The following is a 22408-nucleotide window of genomic DNA, read 5'->3' on the forward strand; positions in this document are numbered from 1 at the left end:
CGTGCTCACTCTTGTGCCCGCTCAGGCCGCTGCGCGGTTGCCGAACGCCTCGGTGTAGATCGCCAGCGCATCGTCGAAGTTCAATTCTCGCGGATTGTTGACGAGGAGCCGCGTCTGCTTCATCGCATCCTCTGCGAGCTTCTTCAGGTCGCTCCTCGCGATACCGACATCGGCGAGCGATGCCGGCACGTTACAGTCCCGGCAGATCGCCGCGATCGCATCGACGAAGAGCCGCGCCCGCTGACTGACATTCATTCCCTGCGATTTGGGATCGACGATCGGCGCCAGCTCGGCATAGAGCGATTCCGCCTCCGGCAAGTTGAAGCGCAGCACCTGGGTCAGGACCAGCGCGTTCGACAGTCCGTGCGGCACATGGAATATCGCGCCGATCGGGTAAGCCAACGCATGGACCGCAGCGACGGGCGAATTGGCGAATGCCATCCCGGCCAGCATCGACCCCAACAGCATCTGCGATCGCGCCTCGAGATTCGAGCCGTCGGCGCACACCGTACGCACATTCGCCGATAGCAGGGCAAGGGCCTGCCGTGCGAGCTGATCCGACATCGGGTTCTTCCTGTGCTTGCTGGTGTAGGCCTCGATCGCGTGCACCATGGCATCGATGCCGGTCGCCGCCGTGACCTGCGCGGGCAGACCAAGCGTCAGCTCCGGGTCGAGGATCGCCCAGTCCGGCAGCAGGCGAGGCGCAACGACGCCCTTCTTCTCGGTTGTGGGCGTCGTGACGATCGCAATCGGCGTCACCTCCGAACCGGTTCCGGCCGTCGTCGGCACCAGCAGCAACGGAAGGCGTTCGCCTTTGGCAAGGCCGACGCCATAGATATCGTCGAGGCGGTCGGGGGTCTTGGCGAGGTAGGCCACCAGCTTCGCCGTATCGAGCGCGCTGCCGCCACCGATCGAGGCGACCAGTTCGATCCCCTTGTCGCGGCAGAGCGCGACCGCCCGCTCGATGATGTGCGACGGAGGATCCGCCTCCACGTCGTCGAATACCGTGAGTTCGCAGCCATCAGCGACGAGGCCTGCCTCGGCATTTTTCGTCAGCCCCGCATTGCGAACACCCTTGTCGGTGACCAGCAGGACACGCTTTGCGCCGTATCCCGCGACCAGCTCGGCCAGCTTTTTAGACGCGCCTGCCTCGAACAGAATGTTGGGCGGCGCCTGGAAGGTGAAAGCTTTCATCTGACATCGCTCCTGATCTGGTGAGACGGCAACGCGGCGAGTGCCGCAGCGAGTTGTTCGGTCACGGCGTCGATCGGCTGCAAGCCATCGACGATGTTGAGCAGCCCCCGCGACCGGTAGTACTCGGTGACCGGCGCGGTCTGCTCGCGATAGACGTCCAGCCGGGTCTTGAAGACCTCGGGATTATCGTCGCGGCGCACGGGTTCGCCCCTGTTTGCCGCTTCCTTGGCGCGGCCCCTGATGCGGTCGAGCAGCGCATCTTCATCGACCTCCAGCTCCAGCACCGCGTCGAGTTTGATCCCCCTGGCGGCGAGTTCCTGGTCGAGCGCTTCGGCCTGCGCGACCGTGCGCGGAAAACCATCAAGGATGAAGCCATTCTCGGCGTCCGAATGATCGATGCGGCCGGCGACAACCGAAACCACGACGTCATCAGGCACGAGCTCGCCACGATCCATGATGTGTTTGACACGCAATCCCGAAGCCGTGCCTTCCGCCACGGCTTCGCGCAGCATGTCTCCGGTCGACAGTTGCGGAATGCACAAGCGGTCGACAATTCGCGTTGCCTGCGTGCCCTTCCCGGCGCCCGGTGGGCCCAGCAGAACCAGTCTCATCAACTCCACCCGCCCTATTTATTCAGATCAACCGCCGGCGGCTGGCTCATCGCATTTCCGAGCTCGCGAAACTGCGCGGTCATTTTCTCCATCTGCTCCTTGAGATAGCTTTGATAGACGGCGCCCATCTCCTGCGGGTCTTTTGCATGCAACAGCCGTTGCGCAAGCTCGAACCCCGCAACGACATTTGCTTCCGCGAACGCCACCGCCTTATCGTTCATTTCCTTCGCAGTCGAATAGGTTGCGCGAACGCCGGAATCGGTCTTCTCCCTCAACTTCTGGGATTCCGTCATGTACTTCGATACGGCATCCTTTGCCTTATCGAGCGTGGCCTGCGCCATTTCACGCATCTTCTCGGCCTGCTCGTTGATCTTTTCACTCATGGCACTCTCCATTTCCAGCGTTTGCGATTTCAGTTCCGGCTGAAGCAGTCAGGTTTCGCCAAGGGCTTACCCGATCGGTTCGATAACCTGTTTCAGCTTTTCGCGAAGCTCATCCACCAGGACCCGTGTATTTTCGGTATAATCGATCGGCACCACGACGAGGTGTACGCCCCCGCCCTTGAACGCGTTCTCAAGCGTCGGGATTAAAGAGTCCGTGCTTTCGACGCGCGAGCCTTTCGCGCCGTAGCTCTCGGCGTATTTGACGAAATCGGGATTGCCGAACGTCAGGCCGAAATCGGGAAAACTATCTATCGCCTGCTTCCAGCGGATCATGCCGTAAGCCGAATCTTCCAGGATCAGCACGACGAGATTCAGCTTGAGACGAACCGCGGTTTCCATTTCCTGCGAATTCATCATGAAGCCGCCGTCGCCGCAGACTGCAAGCACCCGACGCTCCGGATGCAGCATTGCCGCCATCATGGCCGACGGCAACCCGGCGCCCATCGTCGCCAGCGCATTGTCCAGCAGCAGCGTGTTCGCCACATAGGTCCGGTAGTTGCGCGCGAACCAAATCTTGTACATCCCGTTGTCCAGGGCAACGATGCCGTCCTCGGGAATGACCTTTCGCACATCGTGGACAATGCGTTGCGGCGTCGGCGGCCAACGGTCCTCGGTGTTGCGGTCGGTGAGGCGTTTCAAAATGCCTTCGCGCAGGCCGAGCAATGCTCCGGCGTGGTGCAGACGTCCCTCGACGCGGTCCGCCAGCAGCTCCAGGCTCGGCCCGACATCGCCGACCACCTCGCATTGCGGAAAGTAGACCCGTTCCACATTGGCCGGTGTGTAGCTGACGTGGATCACCTGGGGACCCTTCGGGCCCATGATGAACGGCGGTTTCTCGATTGTATCGTGACCGATGGCGATGATCAGATCGGCACGATCAACGGCTTCATGCACGTAGTCACGTTCGCTGAGCGCGGCCGTCCCCATATAGAGGTTGCCGCCCCCGGGTACGGTCCCCTTCCCCATCTGCGTCGTGAAGAACGGGATTTGCGTGCGGCGGACGAACCCTCCGATACCTGCCGTGCTCCGGGGCCGGGAGGCCGCGGCGCCGAGCATGATCAATGGCCGCTTGGCCTTGAGGATCATTTCAGCCGCGCGATCCAGCGAAGCACGATGCGCGACCGGAATTTCGATCGGATGCTGCGGCACCATCGCGACGTCTTCTGCTTCTTCGCCGGCGATGTCCTCGGGCAATTCCAGCAGGACCGGGCCCGGCCGCTCTTCCATGGCGATCCGAAAGGCATCGCGGACGATGGTCGGAATGCTGCTCGTGCTGACGATCTGGAGCGAAAGCTTGGTCAGCGGCTTGAACGCACTGACGACGTCGACAATCTGGAATTTGGCCTGCCGGCTGCTCATGATGCCCTTCTGACCGGTGAGCATGATCATCGGCATGGCACCGAGCAGCGCATAGGCCGCTCCCGTCGTCAGGTTCAGCGCGCCCGGACCTAGCGTGGTGATGCATACCCCGGGCTTGCCGGTCAGCCGCCCGTAGGTCGCGGCCATGAAGGCCGCGCCCTGCTCGTGGCGGGTCAGGATCAGCTTGATCGACGAATTGCGCAGGCTTTCCACGACATCCAGGTTCTCTTCGCCGGGAACCCCGAAAATCCGATCGACGCCCTCGTTCTCGAGTGCGGCGACCAATAAATCTGATCCCTTAGCCATTAGCCTGTCTCTCCCCGTTTGAATTCATTCCAACCAGACGCGATCTCACGCATGGCAGGCGCCCATTGGTTCAGCCTATATCCGGCCGTCGCCCTCGAGATAGCCCCGCGTCCGTGTATCCGGCATCCAAATCGACGCGATGAAGGCGACAAGCGCCATCGCCGCGACGTACCAGAAGAATACGGTTTCTTGGCCCATTGATTTCAGCGACAACGCAACGTATTCCGCGGTTCCGCCGAACATCGCATTGGCGATGGCATAGGGAAGCCCGACTCCCAGCGCGCGGACCTCGGGCGGGAATAGCTCGGCCTTCACGACGCCACTGATCGACGTATAGAAACACGCAATGACAAGACCCGTCATGATCAGGCCGAAAATGGCGTAGACGTTGGTGGTGTTGTATAATGTCATCAAGAGCGGGACCGCTGCGAACGTTGCGCCCCCGCTAAACAGGATCATGTTGTTGCGGCGGCCGATCCTGTCCGAGAGAGCCCCGAATACCGGCTGCATAAGCATGAAAATGATCAGCACCGCGGTCATGATCGAGCTGACCGTTTTGGCATCTATCTTCACGCTGTTGACCAGGAATTTCTGCATATACGTCGTGAACGTATAGAAATAGAGCGATCCGCCAATCGTGAATGCGAGAACGATCAGAAGCGCGCGCTTGTGACGCCACAGGCCGGAGAGCGACCCGGCTTCCTTGTGGTGCATGGTCTCCGCCGTTGCCGTCTCCTGCAATGAGCGGCGGAGATACAAGGCCACAATGGCAGCGACGGCGCCAAACAGAAACGGAACACGCCATCCCCATTCCTTCAACTCTTCGAGCGACAATGTCTGCTGCAGAACCACTACAACGAGGAGCGCGAGAAGTTGTCCGCCAATGAGCGTCACGTACTGGAAAGACGAATAGAACCCGCGGTTGCCCTTGCCGGAAACCTCGCTCATGTAGGTAGCAGCCGTTCCATACTCGCCGCCAACCGACAGGCCCTGCGCCATTCGCGCAAAGAGCAGCAACGCCGGCGCCGCCGCGCCGATTGTTTGGTAGGTGGGAAGAGTTCCGATCATCAGCGATCCGGCGCACATCAGGAGCACCGACAGCACCATCGAATTCTTGCGGCCGTGCGCGTCGGCGATCCAGCCGAACAGCCAGCCGCCAAGCGGCCGCATGAAGAACCCTACGGCAAAGATCCCGGCCGTCGCCAGCAGCTGGCTGGTCTGATCGCCCGACGGGGAAAAATGCTGACGCGAAGTAGATCGAGGTAAATGCGTAAGCATAAAAGTCATACCACTCGACCAGATTTCCGGACGAGGCCGCCACGATCGCCTTGATACGAGAAAGCTTTTGCATCGCACCATCGGCGTGCATTTCCGGTTGCGACGCAGCCAACACCGTCATGTTTGCCTCCCTAAGGCCAGAGCATTTGCACTCGATCGAGATCCCACAACGCGCCGACGATTGACCCGCCGCAAATGCAACGGGGGACTGTTGGCGAAGTGTGTTGAGAGGACTGCCGTCACGGCACAAACGCGGTCAAAGACCGCAGCCCCTCCCTGAATCTCTAACTGACGATCTCCGTCGTCCGCGCATTATTTGAGCAAGCGGCGTGCCAACCATCAAAAACCTCGAAACAAAGCGTAAGTTCCTGTTTCCGGTCAGACCGCGTCCCATATTTCAGACTGGAAGCCGGAGACCCGGGCGAAAATCCAGACAAGCTGGGGCTATGGTGCCGGTCCATCGGCGGGTTTCGCAGTTGCCAACTAGCCCAGCCGACCGATGATGCTTTGGGTGAAGTCGCCGGTGGTTGCCTTGCCGCTCAGATCCGGCGTGCGAACGCCGTCCTTGCGCAGGACCTGATCGATGGCGGTTCTGAGACGGTTCGCGAGCTCCGGCCGATCGACATGCTCCAGCATCAGCCCGACAGCCAGCAGCAAGGCGAGCGGATTGGCGATGCCCTTGCCGGCGATATCCGGAGCCGAACCGTGCACGGCTTCAAATATCGCAGCATTCGGTCCGATATTGGCGCCGGGAGCCATGCCAAGGCCTCCCACAAGGCCGGCGAGCAGGTCGGACAGGATGTCGCCGAACAGGTTGGTGGTAACGATGACGTCGAACTGCCAGGGATTCATCACGAGCTGCATCGCGCAGGCATCGACGATGCGGTCGTCCATCGCGACCCGGCCCTCGTATTCCTTGGCGATCTCGCGGCCGGCCTGCAGAAACAACCCGGTCAGCGCCTTCAGCACGTTCGCCTTGTGCACCACGGTCACCTTCTTCCGGCCATGGCTGAGCGCATATTCGAACGCGAAGCGGACGATGCGTTTCGCCTCGGCATGCGTGTTGACACCCGACGAGATCGCGACCGCATGTGGATCGTCGCCGACCGCAATGAAATGCTCGAAAGCAACATACAGGCCCTCGATGTTCTCGCGGACGAGGACGAGATCGATATCCTCATAACGGCCACCGGGGACCATGGTCTTCACCGGGCGCAGATTGGCGTACAGCTCGAATTCTTCCCGCAACCGGACATTCACCGAGCGGAAGCCCCCGCCCACCGGGGTTGTCAGCGGTCCCTTCAGCGCCAGCTTGGTGCGACGGATGCTGTCGATCAGCGTTCCAGGCAGCGGATCACCGCTGCTCTTGATGCCGGCCATGCCGCCCTGCTGCACGTCCCATTCGAACGGCGAGCCCAGTGCATCGAGAATGCACGTCACTGCCTCCGTGATTTCGGGGCCGATCCCATCGCCGGGTATCAACGTCGCCGGAATTTTGCCTGACATCTTTGCATCCCGTTTGTCGTTGTGGCGCTCTCAAAGGTCGACAGCGCATCATGCCCGGAGCCGCGACCGCGCGCCCGATCTAACTCCATCTGCTTCGGTTCGAGCCCTAGGCGGCGCGCGTCTCAGCATCAGCAGCCAATTCCGGTGTTCGTTTTTGATATCGCCCGAGGAGCAGAACTGTGATCGCCCCTGCGGCAGTCAGTAGTGCGAGCGGCAGCAAAGACAGCGGGAAACTTCCCGTCTTGTCCTTGATAAGGCCGAGCAGCGAGGTCGCCCCGCCAGTTCCCAGGTGCGAAATCGTATTGATCGCCGCTATTCCGCCCGCGGCCGTCGCGGGCGAAAGTATCTCCGTCGACAAAGCCCAGAATGGACCCTTGATCGCGTAATTGCCGATCAAGACCAAGGTCAACAGCGCCAGAGTAACCGTCAGCGACGACGTCAGGTTGGTGCTGAGGAGGCAGAGTGAGGTCAGAGCCAGCGGCAACGCGGTATTGAAATAGCGCTCCCCATTCTTGTCCGCTCGCATTCCCCACAGAATCATGAAGACCGAGGCGATTCCGAACGGAATCATGTTTAGGAGGCCAGTCTGTAAATTTGTCAGACCAAACGACTTGAGGATTTGAGGCTGCCAAAGCGACAGCGCATTGCTCGTGGCCGAGCTGCCGGCATAGATCAGGGCAAGCGCCCAGATATAGGGATTTGCGAGGACCTTCCAGATAGACAGATGCCCGACGGCCGTCGATCGCGACCGGCTCTCATACTCAAGGCGGCCCTGGAGCCACCCGCTTTGTTCGCGCGTCAGCCATTTGGCCTCGGCGGGACGGCTCGGCAGGACAAAGAAAGCCGTAAGGCCAAGCAATATCGCCGGCAGAGCTTCGATGATGAAAAGCCACTGCCAGCCGTGAAAGCCCCCAACCCCCTCCAACTCGAGCAGGGCCGCAGACAGAGGAGAACCCAGGAAGCTTGAGACGGGAATGGCAACCATGAAGGTAGCCACCACGCGCGCGCGATAGCGGGAAGGAAACCAGTAGGTCAGGTACAGGATAACGCCGGGAAAAAAGCCGGCCTCTGCCGCGCCAAGAAGAAAGCGGCTCAAATAGAACGTGTAGGGTCCGACGATGAAAGCTGTTCCAATGCCGACCAGCCCCCAGGTGATCATGATGCGTGCGATCCAGAGCCGAGCGCCTACCTTTTCCATGGCAAGGTTGCTCGGCACCTCAAACAGCACATACGCGACAAAGAACAGCCCACCACCAATTCCGAATATCGCCTGAGTGAGACCGACATCCCTATTCATGGTGAGCGCGGCGAATCCGGCATTGACCCGGTCGACATAGGCGATGAAGTAACAGAACATCAGAAATGGCAGGAGCCGCCACATCACCTTGCGCATGGTTTCGGCTTCGATGGCCGACGCCGGCTCTACTTGCGCTGACGGAACGCCGAAATGCGCCATGGCTCTTCCCTCCTCATTGCAAGTTCGGCCGCGAGCGGCCTTGCGAGCGTCTTCCCTGTCTTTTGTTGGGAAGCAGGATAGGCGGCCTAACCTGTCAACAAGCTGTCATCTCCTCCGTAGCCGTTCAGTGCTCTTGAAGGGATTTTTTCCAATCTTTCAGGAAGCGCTGGCGCTTGGCCTGGTCAAGATAGGTCAAGAGGTCGATGCTCAGCGTGATCGGCCGCAGCACCTTCTCCGCTTCGGCATGGCCGGGAATGGCCGGCTTCATGTCGTCGCGAACCGATCCCAGCGAATGCCGGGCCAACAACGCCTGACCGTTGCGCGACAGCAGGAAATCGACGAAGCGCCTGGCAAGGACCGGCTGTGCCGCGGATTGCGGGATAAGCGCAATCCGCGACAGCAATAAAGTGTAATCGCTGGGGAAGACGACGCCGAGATCCTTGTCGTGCTTGGCACGGTCCAGGGCGTATGTACCAAGCACGTTGTAGGCCAGCACCAGATCGCCGGCGCTGACCCGATCGATCATTGGTCCCGATGAAGAGTACAGCTTGACCTTGGCGCGTCCCATCGCCGCCACCAGCTTCCAGGTCTGCGTCGTGACGCGCACATCCTGGGTGATGAACAGGAGTCCCGTTCCGCTCAATTCGGGATCGTAGGTTGCGATCCTGCCCTGAAACACCGGCAGATGATCCGTCAGCAGTCGCAACAGTTCCGCGCGATCTTTCGGTACCAGGTCTTCGCGCAGCAGCCGCTTGTTGAAGACGATCACCACAGGTTCGGCCGTAACGCCGTAGGCCCGGTCCTTCCACCGTGCCCAGTCGAAAATTCCTTCGGCCTCGGCCGACCGGTATTCGGCCGCATGGCCGTCATTGGCGAGCTTGATCTGGAGATCCATGGACGAACTCCAGACGACGTCAACGGTGCCTTTTGTCCCGGACGACTTCACGACCTCGTCGAACAGGTCCGTGGACAGAACCTTGGAATACTCTACCGCAACGCCCGGGTTCAGCTTGGTAAACTCGGAGACCAGGTCGGCGGCTTCGGACAAATCCGTCGTGGTCTTGACCACAAGGCTGACCTGCGGCCGGCTCTTTTCTGCTTTCTGGCCCGCGCCAGCTTCCTGGGCAAAGGCCTGGCCGCCAAGGGAGAAGCAGACCGCAAGTCCGAAGACGCCGGCGAGCCGGCGGTGGACGGGCAGAGCTTGGCGAGGCGTTCGCATGGGCGATGCGCAATCTTTTGACGCTGTGATACATCTGAACTTACATTGCTGTGTTTGACAACGCCATGATCCCGGCTCGAGGACCATCGTCTTGCGTATCCTGATCATCGAGGATGATACGTCTTTGGTTCGCGGCCTGAAGAAAGCGCTGACGACGGCCGGCTTCGCGGTCGATCACGAGATAAACGGCGCGGAGGCAATCGAGATCGCGCCTTCCGAAGCCTACTCACTGATCGTGCTCGACCTGGGCCTGCCAGGCCTGCCGGGCCAGGAGGTGCTTCGCAGGCTGCGCAACAATGGTTGCGAGGTGCCAATCCTCATCCTCACGGCACTGGGAGAAGTGAAGGACAAGGTCAAATGCCTCAACCTCGGGGCCGATGATTACCTGACCAAGCCGTTCGACCTCGACGAATTTGAGGCACGGGTAAAGGCTCTGGTGCGCCGCGGCAAAGGCCGTCCCGATCCGATCCTGAGATGCGGATCGCTGATGCTGGAGACCTCATCAGCGCAAGCGACGATCGGCGAAAAGCCATTGTCGCTGCGTCGGCGCGAAGTCGCCGTCCTCGAAATCCTGATGTCGCATGCCGGCCGCCTCGTGCGCAAGGAGCGGCTGATTTCGGAGGTCTTTGGCTTCGACGAGCCGGTCGCGCCAAATGCGATCGAGCTCTATATCGCGCGGCTGCGGCAAAAGCTCGGACCGGACGGACCCACGATCAAGACGGTGCGTGGCCTCGGCTATCTGATGGAGAATAGGTGACACCAAAACGAGTCCCCTCGCTGCAGCGGGCCCTCCTTCTCAACCTGCTCATTCCGAGCAGCGCGCTGGCGGTTGCGCTTGGACTTGCCGGATTGCTTCTGATCAACACGACCATCGAGACGGCCTACGATCGCGTGCTTGACGGTTCGGTGAAAGCCATCGCCGAACGGATTGCGGTCGACGACGGAGAAATCTCGGTCGATCTTCCCCAGGTCGCACTTGGGATGCTCGAGACCAGGGCAAACGACAGCATTTATTACAGCGTGTCCTACGATCAGACGCCGGTTACCGGCTATCAGGATCTGCCGCGGGCGGACACAGCCGCGATCCCGGTTGGCACCATCAGGCACTTCGACTCGATTTACAAAAACAGCTCGGTTCGGATCGCGGCCATGACTCAGGCTGCGTACGGCAAGCCGCAGCCCGTCCTGGTCGAAGTCGCCGAGACGATGAACGCGCGAACGGCGGCGAAGCGTGAGCTGCTGCTGGCGCTGGCGGCGCTGGAAATCGGCATTATCGCCACCGCCGCCGCCCTGGCCTGGTTTGCCGTCCGGCGCGGGCTTTCGCCGCTGGTCGATCTCGGACGCGAAATTGACGCGCGGCAATTTGGAGCGGCAGCGAGCTTGCAGAGGCTCAATCTCGAATACATCCCTTACGAAGCGCATCCTCCCGTTCGCGCGATGAACGAACTGTTTGCCCGTCTCGAGGCGGCGATCCAGGTGATCAGGGATTTCATTGCCGACGCATCGCATCAGATGAAGACACCTCTGGCTTCGTTGCGCGTCCATCTGGCGCTGCTGCAGCGCGAGGCTGGGCATTTGTCCGGAAATATTGAGACCATCGCCGAGATCGAGAGATCTACAAAACATCTGGATCGGCTGGTCGGCCAGCTCATCGCAATGGCGCGCGCCGAACAGGCTGCCGTCGCTGAGCCAAACGCCGATGCCGCATCCATCGATCTCGTCGCAGTTACAAGCGAGGCCATGGCAACCATGGCTCCATTTGCAGCGGCGAAGAATGTCGACTTGGCGCTTGAATCCGAGATCAGCTGCGCGCCCGTCACGGCGGAGCCCTCGATGTTGCACGACATACTGACCAACCTGATCGACAACGCAATCAGGTACAACCAGGACGGCGGCTCTGTTGTCGTTAGCGTCCTCGCAACGAGCGGTCGATATGCGGTGAAGATCGCCGACGATGGACCGGGCATTGCCAGCGAACATCGGGAGCGGGTGTTCGATCGCTTTTACCGCATACCTGCGGTCAATCGTCCGGCGGGCTCCGGGCTCGGGCTTTCCATCGTTCGCACCTTGGTGCAGCAGGGCGCAGGCACGATCGACCTGACGGATGGTATTGGTGGCCGCGGCCTGGCCGTGACGGTCAGTTTCGTGGCGGGACTGCAAGCAACAAGCATCCAGGCTTAACTGCCTCCTCCGGCACCGCCCATCGCCGCATCGCCCATTTACCCCTGCGCGCCACTTCCCGAACCGACGGCGCAAAGCAAAGATACCAACTCATGGAGTTGAGCAGGTCTTGCCTGGGCGTTCCCGCTGAACAGACGCGCAGCCTCCCCCATTCCGGCCAACAAGCGCAGGTCGAGACCGATTCCCATTCGTGTTACGATATTCCACTCTCGCACTACGTCCGTTGCTATTCACGACGAAGCCGAGGTGATTCATGTTCCGGGACGAGACCCCCACCGTCATCCTGCGAGATCGCAATGGCCGCGAGTACCGTCCGGTTGCTGATTTCAAGCTTCTGAAAGATGTGATGCAGATGCACCTTGATGGTGCCGTCGGTAATATTCAGGCGTCGGCCAATTTCCTTGTTCGACAGTCCTTCGGACACCAACCGCATGATCTGGCGTTCCCGGTCTGTCAGCACAGCAAGTGCGTTCTCCGTGATCGTACTTTGCTCCCGAAGTGCGGCCTGATCGACCGTGGGCAGCGCCAACAGCCGCCGGCCTCTCGCAATCTGGCGCAAGGACTGCACGAGAATTTCGGGCGCCACATCCTTTGAGATGAAGCTGTAATCGTCGGTCGCGGCTGACAAGATCAGTTCACGTTCCACTTCAGATGAGGTGAAAAAGACGAACCGCGTGGCAGTATTCTCGGCATTTACGACGGAGAGAATCTCCGGCCCGGTCACGCCAGGCATCGAGCCGTCGAGAACAGCTATGTCCGGCACCAGGTTCCGGATTGCTTCGACGCAGGCCGGACCATCATTGCAAGTTGCAACAATCTTGAAATCGGAGTGGGCTCCAAGCACGTTGCTCAGGCCCTGCAAAATTACTGGATACCGATCCGCAATCACGACGGTGATACGACGCATTGGGCAGTCCTCAGCCTTTCCCCAATGTTAAACCCCGCGCCCCCAGTCTTTGTTCAGCCCCCACCAACATATTAGCATACACGACGACATGGCTAATGCCGCACCGCAAAAAAAACGGAAGCGGCGAGAGGCTGGCTCCCCTTGCCGCGCTTCCCAAGGATACTCTGCACATAACTGGAGACGAATGCACCCGTCGAACTACGGGATTGGTTCAGCGCGAGCGCGCCTTTCCATCCTTTGAAGCGCTCGCGACCAAGTCCTGGCAAGTGATAGCTTCCATCGAAATTTTGCAACGCTCGATAGACATCGTAATTCTAGCTCGCTCCGAGAATGTAGCGGAACACCTCGTCTCGGACGGCAGGAAGGGCTTTGCCATTATGACCAACATGCCTACCCACCTAACGGAAGGCTTATAACCGAAGATATATAGGGATAACGGCAATTCGAATCTAACATTCAGAAAACGTTTATTAATTCTGGGGCCTCAAAATCCGCCAACCTGACGTTGTGAAAGGAGAGGACTTCTATCCGACTGAAGCTGCCAAATTGCTTGAAAAAAGACGAATGGGGCGAACTCAATCGATCGAAAAGCACTAATTCAAGGTCTAAATTTCCGCGTTTTCGGAATTGTTGATATTGTCAATTGCGTAATGGCTGGGAGAGTAAAATGTCGAGGCGGCAATCTTTTGCAACGTTCATCGTCGGAAAAAGCGTTCTAATCAGGGAGGGAATTGCTAGAATTCTAAGCGCGGCAAATTTTCGCACACTCGCCTCGGTATCATGTGCTGATGATTTGTCGCCGAGCAAACTCCAATCGCAACCAGTGCTGGTTCTCATCGTCCATGCGGGCGGTGATTTCGAAGCTGCGGTTGAACAGATCGAGCTCTTGCGGGAGCGGCATCCGAAAGCACGCATTGCGGTGGTGGCCGATCACTACCGGCTAGACGAGATGGTTTCGGCATTTCGGGCGGGCGCCAGCGGCTATTTCATCGACGTCATGACGTGCGATGTATTCGTCAAATCCATTGAGCTGGTGATGATGGGCGAAACAATCTTCCCGCCGGCATTCATGTTATCCATTCTCCACTCTGAAAATGACCATTTCGCCAAGGCGGCGCCACGCAACGACAACGATCGTGCGATTGCCATCACGGCGGAGCGCAGCATCACGCAACAACTGTCCCCCCCGGGAAAAATCGATCATGCAATGCCTGATCGCGGGCGATTCCAACAAGTGCATAGCCCGCAAGATCGATATCGCGGAGGCGACCGTGAAGGTCCACGTCAAGGCGATCCTTCGCAAGATCCGAGTCCAGAACCGGACCCAAGCGGCGATTTGGGGGATGAACCACGGCTCACTGGTCCGACCGATGAGTGACGTCGCCAATACCAGCGAGCAATTTCCCGATTCTCTCCCGATTGTTTCCGAGATCAAGCAGATCGGGGGATTAGTGCGACCAGAGCTGCTCAGTCCACCCACAAATCGCGTGGAAGCCAACAGTATAGGCCGCATGATACGCAACGGAACGGCGCGGCTCGGCAAATAGACCGGGCAATTGTCGGGACTCTCGCGCCCCCTTTTTCTCGAGGGGAATTACACCGAAGCTGTCGATTGGGCCGCACGCGACGTTGTCCAGGACGGGATCGAGGCCAGCGGCGCTCCAGCCTTTCGAGGTTCGGTGCGATTTGGATTGATTTTCCAGTTGTGCGCTCAACCGATTCACTGCTCAACACCGAGTAACCCCTCGTCGATAGATACCTAAGCGCCCCTCATATGAGCGTCGATACCAAGCACATGGACGCATCACGGATGCAAATTCCGTCGGCGTTCATCGCAAATTGCGCGTGACCTGGGTGGCGAGCGCCGGGGGGGTGGTCGGGCACCGGACGCCGCTGCCTGAATGCAAGCCTAAGCTGTCTGAATACCGCGGGCTCTGGTAGCATTGGTCATGACCGCGCAAGTACCGAATGGAAAGCTCCGACATGATCTTACTGACCGGGGGCGCTGGCTACATCGGGTCCCATGTCGCTGTCGCATTACTTGACGTTGGGCTCGAGGTCGTCGCAGTCGACAACCTCTCCAACAGCAACGAAGCGTCTCTCGAACGTGTACAAACCATCTGCGGACGATCGCTCGTCTTTCGACATGCCGACATCTGCAATGAAGAGGCGATCTACGAGATACTGCGCGCTTACGAAGTGACCGCTGTTATTCACCTCGCGGGGCTCAAGGCGGTGGGCGATTCCAACGTTCGGCCCATGACCTATTACGAGAACAACGTCCTGGGAACGATGCGGCTAGTGTCAGCCATGACGAGAGCAAGCGTGAAGACGCTCGTTTTTAGTTCGTCCGCGACCGTTTATGGAACTCCCACGTACCTGCCGCTGGACGAGAAGCATCCCGTCGGACCGACAAATCCGTACGGCCGCACAAAGCTTTTCATCGAAGAAATACTAAAGGATCTCCATGGGTCCGACGGCGATTGGCGGATTGGTATTCTGCGCTACTTCAATCCGGTTGGTGCGCATGAAAGCGGGCTCATCGGTGAAGACCCTCTGGGCGTTCCGAACAACCTGTTGCCGTTTGTGGCGCAAGTGGCAATCGGAAAGCGTGAGAAGCTAAACATTTGGGGAGACGACTATGATACCTCCGACGGCACGGGAATCCGCGACTTCATTCATGTCGTAGATCTTGCATCCGGGCATCTAAGTGTTTTGAGCCACCTGAAACAGCCCGGCGTACTGACCGTCAACCTCGGGACAGGAAGCGGCAGCAGCGTCCTGGAGGTGGTTCGGACATTCGAGGCCGTGAGCGGCAGGCCAATTCCCTATGTGATCGGCGAACGCAGGGTCGGTGATGTTGCAACCTGTTATGCTGATGCGACGCTCGCGGGGAAGCTATTGGGTTGGACATCAAGGCGGTCATTGACGCAGATGTGTGCCGACCATTGGCGTTGGCAGATGAAAAACCCGAATGGCTATCGTGGCACCTAGGCCTTGAAGGTTCGAGAACGGGTGTGCAACCGCTACGAAAAAGTCGTGAAAGTGGTCATTGCCAGGCGTTCGAAGTAAGTCGGTCAGGCCGGCTGATTTCCTCAAGAAATCCTCCGTTGTGTGCCAGCATTGTGTAACCTCCTGGAGCATACAAATCCTCAAGCACGAGCAGTTGCTGGCGCTTAGGCAGCTTGGCGTACACCTCTTCGAGCGCCGACGAATTGAGTTTGCTTCGCGGATCGGTGCGTGCGATCGGCATTGCAAAGTTGGCATTGAGTCTCGATTCCACCAACAGCCCGTTTCGCTCCAATGTAAAGCCATAAGGTACGCATGCTGTAAAACTGTTTGAAACTATTTTCCCGATGGTTTCGAGCGTGTACAAGACTTCGTAGTGGTTGACATACGCGTCGACAATCATGGGATTGACGTCCGTTGGATCTTGAATCGACCATCCATACGGGAAGTCTGTGAATCCGAGGCGTTTCGCAGACTCGATCTTTTGCTCCAATTCGTCTTGGCCGTGCAGGTGACTCAATAACCTCTTCCTGCGCATCCTCTCTCCAGAACCATATTCTCCATATACGTAAAAGAGCAGCACACCACGGCTGGTGAGAAGTTGGGACAGTCGATGAATCGCTTCGGCAGGCCGTTGCAGATGATGTAGTACACCCATGCACATAATCACATCGAATGGTCCGCCTTGCGCGGCCATGATATCTCCGACCCGAAATGAAACTCGTGCCCCGGGGAATGCTTTCTTTGCACGTTCCGCGCAAGCAATCGAGTTTTCCGAATAGTCAATCCCGACATAATCATTGTCCGGAAACGCCGCGGCGAGTTCCAGCAATCGCAAGCCAGTGCCGGTACCCGCATCAAGAATTCGCTTTCGCTGGAGGTGGTACCCGCAATCTAAACGAAGCAACTTCGCGAGATTGACAAGTTCTCGGTACCCGCCACTGCTTGACGTATTGGTAGGATAAGGAAATGACTCATACTGGCTTTTGAGCAAATCGACGTACTTCATGGTAGACGTACCTTCGCATAAGCGTGCAACCGTTTCGCCCAAATTGGTGCTACCGGCGCAGCGCCTCAATCCGCGCTTTCGCCTCCTTGATTCCTGCGGCGTCAGCTCTCGCGTAGAGGTCTTGCGCTCTGACCGCATCGCCGCGCGTTCCAAGAGTTCCCCATTTGGCGAGGATCACCGGATCATAGGTTTCTGCGAGCGAGAAGCTTGCCTGGACGCTGCCCATCTCGACGGCGCGCTCCAGCACAATCCGCGCCGCGCCTATGTCTCCCTGCCCGAGCAGCGCGCTCGCACGCGCAAGCAACGCTGCCGCCACCGCGGCTTTCTTGGAATTGGGCTGGGCATCGTTCCGAACGCCCGCCGCTGGTGACCCGTCGGCGACTGGCTTCGCGCTTTCCGTAGGCTTGTCTCGCGCGATCGAGCCAACCGTCACGACATTGGGTGCAACCTGCTTCGCAAGTGCGAGATCCCGATCGAGCCGCTCGGCCCGAGCTCGCTCCTGCTGCAACGAGCTGCGCAACGAGGCTGAGTCGCGCTCCGCCGTCTGCCTCGTCTGCGTGAGTTCCTCGCTCGCTTTGGCCGCCAAGGCGGCCTGGGTTTCGAGATCGCGGCGTGCGGCCACGAGATCCTGTTCCAGCCGCGTGGTCCGGTCGCGCCCGTCCTGCGCGGGTTTGCGAAGCGACGGCGCCGCGTCTGCGGCCGTCTTTCTGAGTTCGACCGCCTCGTCTTCAAGTTTGCGGGCGCGAGCCTCATATGCATAGAGCGCGCTACGCGTCATCGAGAGGCCTTGCGCAAGTGCGTCGGCTCTTTCGCGCTCCTTCTGCATCGATTGCCTCAGCTCGGCAGCAACTGCTTCCCCGGCCCGCTTTGCCTTCGGAACTTCCTCGGCTACCTTTGCCGCCAATGCCGTCTGGGTTTCGACGTCGCGCCGCGCCGCCGCAAGATTCTGCTCCAGCCGCGCGGACCGCTCGCGCCCCTGTTGCAGGGATTTCTGCAGCTCCGCTTCGCTGCTCTCGCTTGCCTGTTTCAGCCGGGCGGCTTCCTCGCTTGCTTTCGTCGCCAGTGCCGTCTGGGTCTCGACGCCGCGCCGCGCCGCCGCTAGATCCTGCTCCAGCCGCGCGGACCGCTCGCGCCCCTGTTGCAGGGATTTCTGCAGCTCCGCTTCGCTGCTCTCGCTTGCCTGTTTCAGCCGGGCGGCTTCCTCGCTTGCTTTCGTCGCCAGTGCCGTCTGGGTCTCGACACCGCGCCGCGCCGCCGCTAGATCCTGCTCCAGCCGCGCGGACCGCTCGAGTTGCCGTTGGAGAGACTTCTGCAGCTCCACTTCGCTGTTCTCGCTTGCCTGTTTCAGCCGGGCCGCTTCTTCGCTTGCTTTTGCCAGTGCCGTTTGGGTCGCCACCTCGCGCCGCGCTGCCGCAAGATCCTGCTCCAGCCGCGCCGCCCTCTCGCGCCCCTGTTGCAGGGACTTCTGCAGCTCCGTTTCGCTGTTCTCGCCTGCCTGTTTCAGACGGGCCGCTTCCTCGCTTGCTTTCGTCGCCAGTGCCGTTTGTGTCTCGACATCACGCCGTGCCGCCGCAAGATCCTGCTCCAGCCGCGCGGACCGCTCGCGCCCCTGTTGCAGGGATTTCTGCAGTTCCGCTTCGCTGCTCCCGCCTGCCTGTTTCAGCCGGGTCGCTTCCTCGCTTGCTTTCGTCGCCAGTGCCGTTTGTGTCTCGACCTCACGCCGTGCCGCCGCAAGATCCTGCTCCAGCCGCGCGGACCGCTCGCGCCCCTGCTGCAGGGAGTTCTGCAGCTCCGCTTCGCTGCTCCCGCCTGCCTGTTTCAGACGGGCCGCTTCCTCGCTTGCTTTCGTCGCCAGTGCCGTTTGTGTCTCGACATCACGCCGTGCCGCCGCAAGATCCTGCTCCAGCCGCGCGGACTGCTCGCGCCCCTGTTGCAGGGATTTCTGCAGTTCCGCTTCGCTACTCCCGCCTGCCTGTTTCAGCCGGGCCGCTTCCTCGCTTGCTTTCGTCGCCAGAGCCGTTTGGGTCTCGATATCACGCCGCGCCGCCGCAAGCTCCTGCTCCAGCCGCGCGGACCGCTCGCGCCCCTGTTGCAGGGAGTTCTGCAGCTCCGCTTCGCTGCTCCCGCCTGCCTGTTTCAGCCGGGCCGCTTCCTCGTTTGCTTTCGTCGCCAGTGCCGTTTGGGTCTCGACCTCACGCCGCGCCGCTGCAAGTTCCTGCTCCAGCCGTGCGGACCGCTCTCGCCCCTGTTGAAGGGACTTCTGCAGCTCCGCTTCGCTACTCCCACCTGCCTGTTCCAGCCGGGACGCTTCCTCGCTTGCTTTTGCCAGTGCCGTTTGGGTCTCCACCTCGCGCCGCGCTGCCGCAAGGTCCTGCTCCAGCTGCTCGGCGCGATCGCGTTCCTGCACGAGACGTTGCAGCAGTTCGATGTCGCGCCTCGCAACCGTGAGCTCGAGTATCTGTGTCTCCGCCCATTGGTGTTCCCGTTCCGGAGGGTGCCCTGCATCTCCGGTCGTTGCCTGCGCAACCCGCATCGATTTGTCGTTGCTGCTCCGGCCGGGCGGCAGGGGCCCAAAGTCGCCATATCCCGCTATTCCATCGGAATCGTAATTGCGGGCAGCCGTCGCGTGTTGCGCATCCGCCAGGTGCCGCGCCTGATCCGGTGAGGACTGGATTTCCGACGCCCATGTCATAGCGACCATGGTCGCGGCTATCCCTGCGGTCGTGAATCTCAGCGTGGGCAGATGCTTCATTGTCTTCTGCGCAACGGATGCTTCGTCCGCTTCGCTGCGCGAGGTACCCGCGATGCCGCAATCGGTCCTTGATTTCTCGTTGTGAATGATGGCGCGGCCCATAGGCAATCCCCGTCGCACGGTGGGTGAAAATGCCTGGTGCGACGCGTCATTATGCGCCCCGCCGATGCGAATCCTATAACTCGCATGGACGACCCCTCCCTACCCCTTTTGGGGGTTAAGCTGCCGGCGTTTCATCGATCTACCGACACCGGGAACTGCGGGTTTCCTTGAACAACGCGACGCTCGGCGCTCTCTTCGCGCCCAGGCCCGCTCGAACGGCAATCAACTCACGAACGCCCGACCATGGTGGGCTCATGCCGCTCGTCGAAAACGGTGCACGAGAACTTCCTCTCGGAGAACATCGCGCGCGGAGTCAGAAACCAAACCGCAAACTCGCAGATCATCAATTCATCAGCAAAGTGGCCCCAAACGCCGCTGACAAACAATCGACAGGCCTTGCTGCATCAAACGGCCTGCGCCGTCAGGTGTGCTGAGGGCGGCTTCCGTGTCGAAGCTTTCTTTGCCGCGAGTTTGAAGACCTCGCTTATATGGGACAGCTCTTCTTGACTGGGAGGAATATCCAGAATGAACGTCTCATAACCAGCCACGACATAGAGAGCAAGCTCATTGGAAACAGTCTCGTAGTCACCGACCAGATAGGGGCAGAACGTCTTGTAGTTTTCAAACGGCACGAGCCAGTACGGTGTTTCTTCGATATTCGATTCGGCCGCAACCTCGGAAAGTTGTTTGTGCCATGAGGAGTCTGACACCTTCATGGCCAGCTTGTGCGTTAGCTGCCCCTTCTTGTCCGTCGGGAAGCGTTCGTGCGCAATCCGCCAGGCTTCGTCGGCGCTCGCGCGAGTGATGATCCCCACCCGCACACCTGAGCCCACACATTCTTGCGAATTTTCCTGCCGATAATCACGAGGGGGTTTAGGGTATTTCACAGCCGTCGCGCCCAATGCCTTGGCAGCCAAAAGACCTGCCTCGGATGAGCCTGATACGAACACGCCGGGAAGCAACGGCGCAGGGACCGGCGGTGTCATCTTGAGATTCCGGATAGTGTAGAACTCTCCTTCATAAGTGACCGGGCCAGAGTTTCCCAACAGCTGTTGAATGATGCTGGTGTACTCGATGAGCCTGGCATACCTCTTGTCATGCGGGGTCGTATCGTTGAGGGCTGCCAGATCCGCGACGAACCCGCCCGCGACCATGTTCAGGAAGATACGACGTTCGTATAGATGCGCGAAAGAGCTCACCATTTTGGCGACGGCATACGGATGCATGTAGGCAGGCTGCACTGCCACGAGCGGACAGAGCTTCTTGGTATTTTGCAGGATGATCTGGGAAACAAGCCAGGGATCGACCAGGGAGTTGTCGGTATAGACGAGAATGCCCTTACAACCGCATTCTTCGCTCCAGCGTGCGACAGCTTTTACCTCATCGACGTACCGGTCCCGCGAAACCGTGAACGACTGCGGACACGTGCAAAACACTTCAAGCTGAACTTCAGACAAGGTGTCAACCATCACACCCTCCCCCAGGAAAACCCGTTCGGGAAAGACGCCGCTAAGCGTGGGACCACGCCATGGTAGCCAATGCACGTCGCTGTGGGCCTGCTAATCAGGACTACCCAATTCGGTCGCACCAGCTGGCCTCGAACTGAACGGCAGCGCCGGACAACCTTGGCAACGCCGTTACGGCAGCAGCGTTGCATCGCCGTCGAACGGACTTGCGTACCAGGCGCCCCCGTCTGCGAGGATCCGAGTCAGCGCCTCATCCGCCGTCTTGTAGATCAGCGGATCAGTTGGATACTTCCTGACATATGGATTCCAACGCATCAGAATCTGCCTGATATGTGCTGGCAGGCCAATCACCTCGAAGAGATGACCGCCTGACGCGATGGCATTCGAATAGGCTGCCTCCAACAATGTCTCAGTCACGCTGGGATCATCTTGCTCCACCAAAATGTCCGCAAGCATCGACCGTCGCATACCGGTTTCGCGGTCGATCGCGTGGAGCACAATGGCGTAGCCCACCAGGCGTTCAAATCGATGGCAGCAGAGCACAGCAACTGTTGACGCGCTACCGGGAAGCGTGAAGTGCCATCTGAGAGAAGCGGAGCTTCGATCTGCGTACAGACGAGGCGTTTCGGTCAATTTGCGCTGCCACAGGGCTTCAAATTCGTCCCCGATGTCTTTCACCTCGATTTCCCTTACGCCGAAACTATTCGTACGGCGGCCCCGAGGTCCTCGGCGAAGGGTATCCGCTCGCAAGACCGACGAGCCGAGGAAGGTCCCAACCGCCGTCATTCCACTCCCCAGGCCGAACTTCGCTGCGAGCGCTTTCGAAAACTGATGAGCATCCAGGACCCAGAAAAGCACCTTGTCGTAGTCGTGCTGAGCCAGCGCCTTTGCGCGAAGCGCCTTCAATTGGCTGGCCCCGGATGCGGTCGTGTGCGTCGTCACAAACAGGTCAACATCCCGTTGCCGGTAGAACGAAGCAAGCAGGACGATACAGCGCGCGCGGTATGCTGGTTCGATCACCAGGCCTGCGGCGGTCGCAGCAACCAGCGTTCGGCCTCCAAATTGATAAAGCAGCGGGACGTTTCCCTGGTACCCAACAATTCCCTGCGCGGTCTCCAGCACCCATCCCATGCTGAGTTGCGATTTGGCAACGGCCAGCGCAGGATTTTGCTGCCAGAGCCGGCACCAGTTCTCCTGGCTGTCTTTTGCGAGTCCCCAGCGCTCCTTCAGCCTTGCGACACTTTCGAAGTCCGAGAACCGGACTTCCCGCTGCTTCGCGGGGATTGGCACATGTTCGTGGAGGTCAGCCGAGCCGGCTTGCCCCGCTGCCGCGCGCTGACGGCTTTTCAGGAGCCGAAGCAAGACGTCAGCAGTGTGATACTTGGTGCGCGTCATGGTTTGGAAGCTCATGTGTTCACGCAGCTCACCAACCGGTCCGCAGCCCTGAGCGCTTCTCGAGGCGGAATGCATATGCCTTTCCGAAACACCTGCCGCACCAAAATCCATTCGTCTGCGCATGCGACCTCGACGCCGTCCTGCCGTCTCGGAGATGCCATAACAGCAACGACCCGACCGCCGCGTTGCGCCAGCCACTGCAATGTGCGCATACC

Annotated in this window: 15 protein-coding genes and 2 pseudogenes; 4 read left to right on the forward strand and 13 right to left on the reverse strand. The window is 59.7% G+C overall.

The annotated features are described in order from the left end of the window. Positions 1 to 21 precede the first annotated feature (21 nt). The 8 genes and pseudogenes from ACVWVY_RS37515 to ACVWVY_RS37550 all read right to left on the reverse strand — a co-directional run bounded on the left by ACVWVY_RS37515 (position 22) and on the right by ACVWVY_RS37550 (position 9372). A complete protein-coding gene (locus tag ACVWVY_RS37515) occupies positions 22 to 1194 on the reverse strand; it encodes an iron-containing alcohol dehydrogenase (protein WP_456631126.1) in 1173 nt (390 codons plus the stop codon). Next, entirely contained in the window at positions 1191 to 1805 is a 615-nt protein-coding gene (locus ACVWVY_RS37520) for an adenylate kinase (protein ID WP_456631127.1), read from the reverse strand. Before ACVWVY_RS37520 ends, ACVWVY_RS37515 begins: the two co-directional genes overlap by 4 nt. A 14-nt stretch (positions 1806 to 1819) precedes the next feature. After that, the gene (locus tag ACVWVY_RS37525) at positions 1820 to 2188 is read right to left on the reverse strand and encodes a phasin family protein (protein ID WP_456631128.1); all 369 of its coding nucleotides are present in this window, start codon (positions 2186 to 2188) and stop codon (positions 1820 to 1822) included. 66 nt (positions 2189 to 2254) lie between these two features. Continuing rightward, positions 2255 to 3913 carry an acetolactate synthase large subunit gene (locus tag ACVWVY_RS37530; RefSeq protein WP_456631129.1) on the reverse strand — a complete coding sequence of 553 codons (1659 nt, stop codon included), beginning with the start codon at positions 3911 to 3913 and terminating at the stop codon, positions 2255 to 2257. A gap of 75 nt (positions 3914 to 3988) precedes the next feature. Then, a pseudogene (locus ACVWVY_RS37535) lies at positions 3989 to 5312 on the reverse strand (MFS family transporter). Positions 5313 to 5674: 362 nt separating this feature from the next. Beyond that, a complete protein-coding gene (locus tag ACVWVY_RS37540) occupies positions 5675 to 6697 on the reverse strand; it encodes an isocitrate/isopropylmalate dehydrogenase family protein (protein ID WP_456631130.1) in 1023 nt (340 codons plus the stop codon). A gap of 106 nt (positions 6698 to 6803) precedes the next feature. Further along, complete coding sequence (locus ACVWVY_RS37545) at positions 6804 to 8153, reverse strand: MFS transporter (RefSeq protein WP_456631131.1); 1350 nt, start codon at positions 8151 to 8153, stop codon at positions 6804 to 6806. Positions 8154 to 8277: 124 nt separating this feature from the next. Continuing rightward, complete coding sequence (locus ACVWVY_RS37550) at positions 8278 to 9372, reverse strand: ABC transporter substrate-binding protein (protein WP_456631132.1); 1095 nt, start codon at positions 9370 to 9372, stop codon at positions 8278 to 8280. Between the two features lie 91 nt (positions 9373 to 9463). Here ACVWVY_RS37550 and ACVWVY_RS37555 point away from each other — a divergent pair, with 91 nt between their 5' ends. Together ACVWVY_RS37555 and ACVWVY_RS37560 are read left to right on the forward strand one after the other, a co-directional pair. After that, complete coding sequence (locus ACVWVY_RS37555) at positions 9464 to 10129, forward strand: response regulator (RefSeq protein ID WP_456631133.1); 666 nt, start codon at positions 9464 to 9466, stop codon at positions 10127 to 10129. Beyond that, positions 10126 to 11553: a sensor histidine kinase gene (locus ACVWVY_RS37560; RefSeq protein ID WP_456631134.1), complete on the forward strand. Its 1428-nt coding sequence runs from the start codon at positions 10126 to 10128 to the stop codon at positions 11551 to 11553. The genes ACVWVY_RS37555 and ACVWVY_RS37560 overlap by 4 nt, the downstream gene beginning before the upstream one ends. A gap of 226 nt (positions 11554 to 11779) precedes the next feature. Here the strand turns inward: ACVWVY_RS37560 and ACVWVY_RS37565 are convergent, their stop codons facing one another. Beyond that, entirely contained in the window at positions 11780 to 12460 is a 681-nt protein-coding gene (locus ACVWVY_RS37565; RefSeq protein WP_456631135.1) for a LuxR C-terminal-related transcriptional regulator, read from the reverse strand. Positions 12461 to 13127: 667 nt separating this feature from the next. On the opposite strand from ACVWVY_RS37565, the pseudogene ACVWVY_RS37570 reads away from it, so the two are divergent. Together ACVWVY_RS37570 and galE are read left to right on the forward strand one after the other, a co-directional pair. Continuing rightward, positions 13128 to 14007, forward strand: a pseudogene (locus ACVWVY_RS37570) (LuxR C-terminal-related transcriptional regulator). A gap of 436 nt (positions 14008 to 14443) precedes the next feature. Then, entirely contained in the window at positions 14444 to 15454 is a 1011-nt protein-coding gene (gene galE, locus ACVWVY_RS37575) for a UDP-glucose 4-epimerase GalE (RefSeq protein WP_456631136.1), read from the forward strand. Between the two features lie 55 nt (positions 15455 to 15509). Here galE and ACVWVY_RS37580 read toward each other — a convergent pair whose 3' ends face one another. The 4 genes from ACVWVY_RS37580 to ACVWVY_RS37595 all read right to left on the reverse strand — a co-directional run bounded on the left by ACVWVY_RS37580 (position 15510) and on the right by ACVWVY_RS37595 (position 22316). Beyond that, the gene (locus ACVWVY_RS37580) at positions 15510 to 16478 is read right to left on the reverse strand and encodes a class I SAM-dependent methyltransferase (protein WP_456631137.1); all 969 of its coding nucleotides are present in this window, start codon (positions 16476 to 16478) and stop codon (positions 15510 to 15512) included. A gap of 49 nt (positions 16479 to 16527) precedes the next feature. Continuing rightward, the gene (locus tag ACVWVY_RS37585; protein ID WP_456631138.1) at positions 16528 to 19332 is read right to left on the reverse strand and encodes a hypothetical protein; all 2805 of its coding nucleotides are present in this window, start codon (positions 19330 to 19332) and stop codon (positions 16528 to 16530) included. Positions 19333 to 19736: 404 nt separating this feature from the next. After that, positions 19737 to 20801, reverse strand: coding sequence for an LLM class flavin-dependent oxidoreductase (locus tag ACVWVY_RS37590; RefSeq protein WP_456631139.1), 1065 nt, complete (start codon positions 20799 to 20801; stop codon positions 19737 to 19739). Between the two features lie 168 nt (positions 20802 to 20969). Then, positions 20970 to 22316, reverse strand: a complete 1347-nt coding sequence (locus tag ACVWVY_RS37595; protein ID WP_456631140.1) for a hypothetical protein — start codon at positions 22314 to 22316, stop codon at positions 20970 to 20972. Between the last annotated feature and the right edge of the window lie 92 nt (positions 22317 to 22408).

Source organism: Bradyrhizobium sp. URHC0002 (assembly GCF_054059515.1).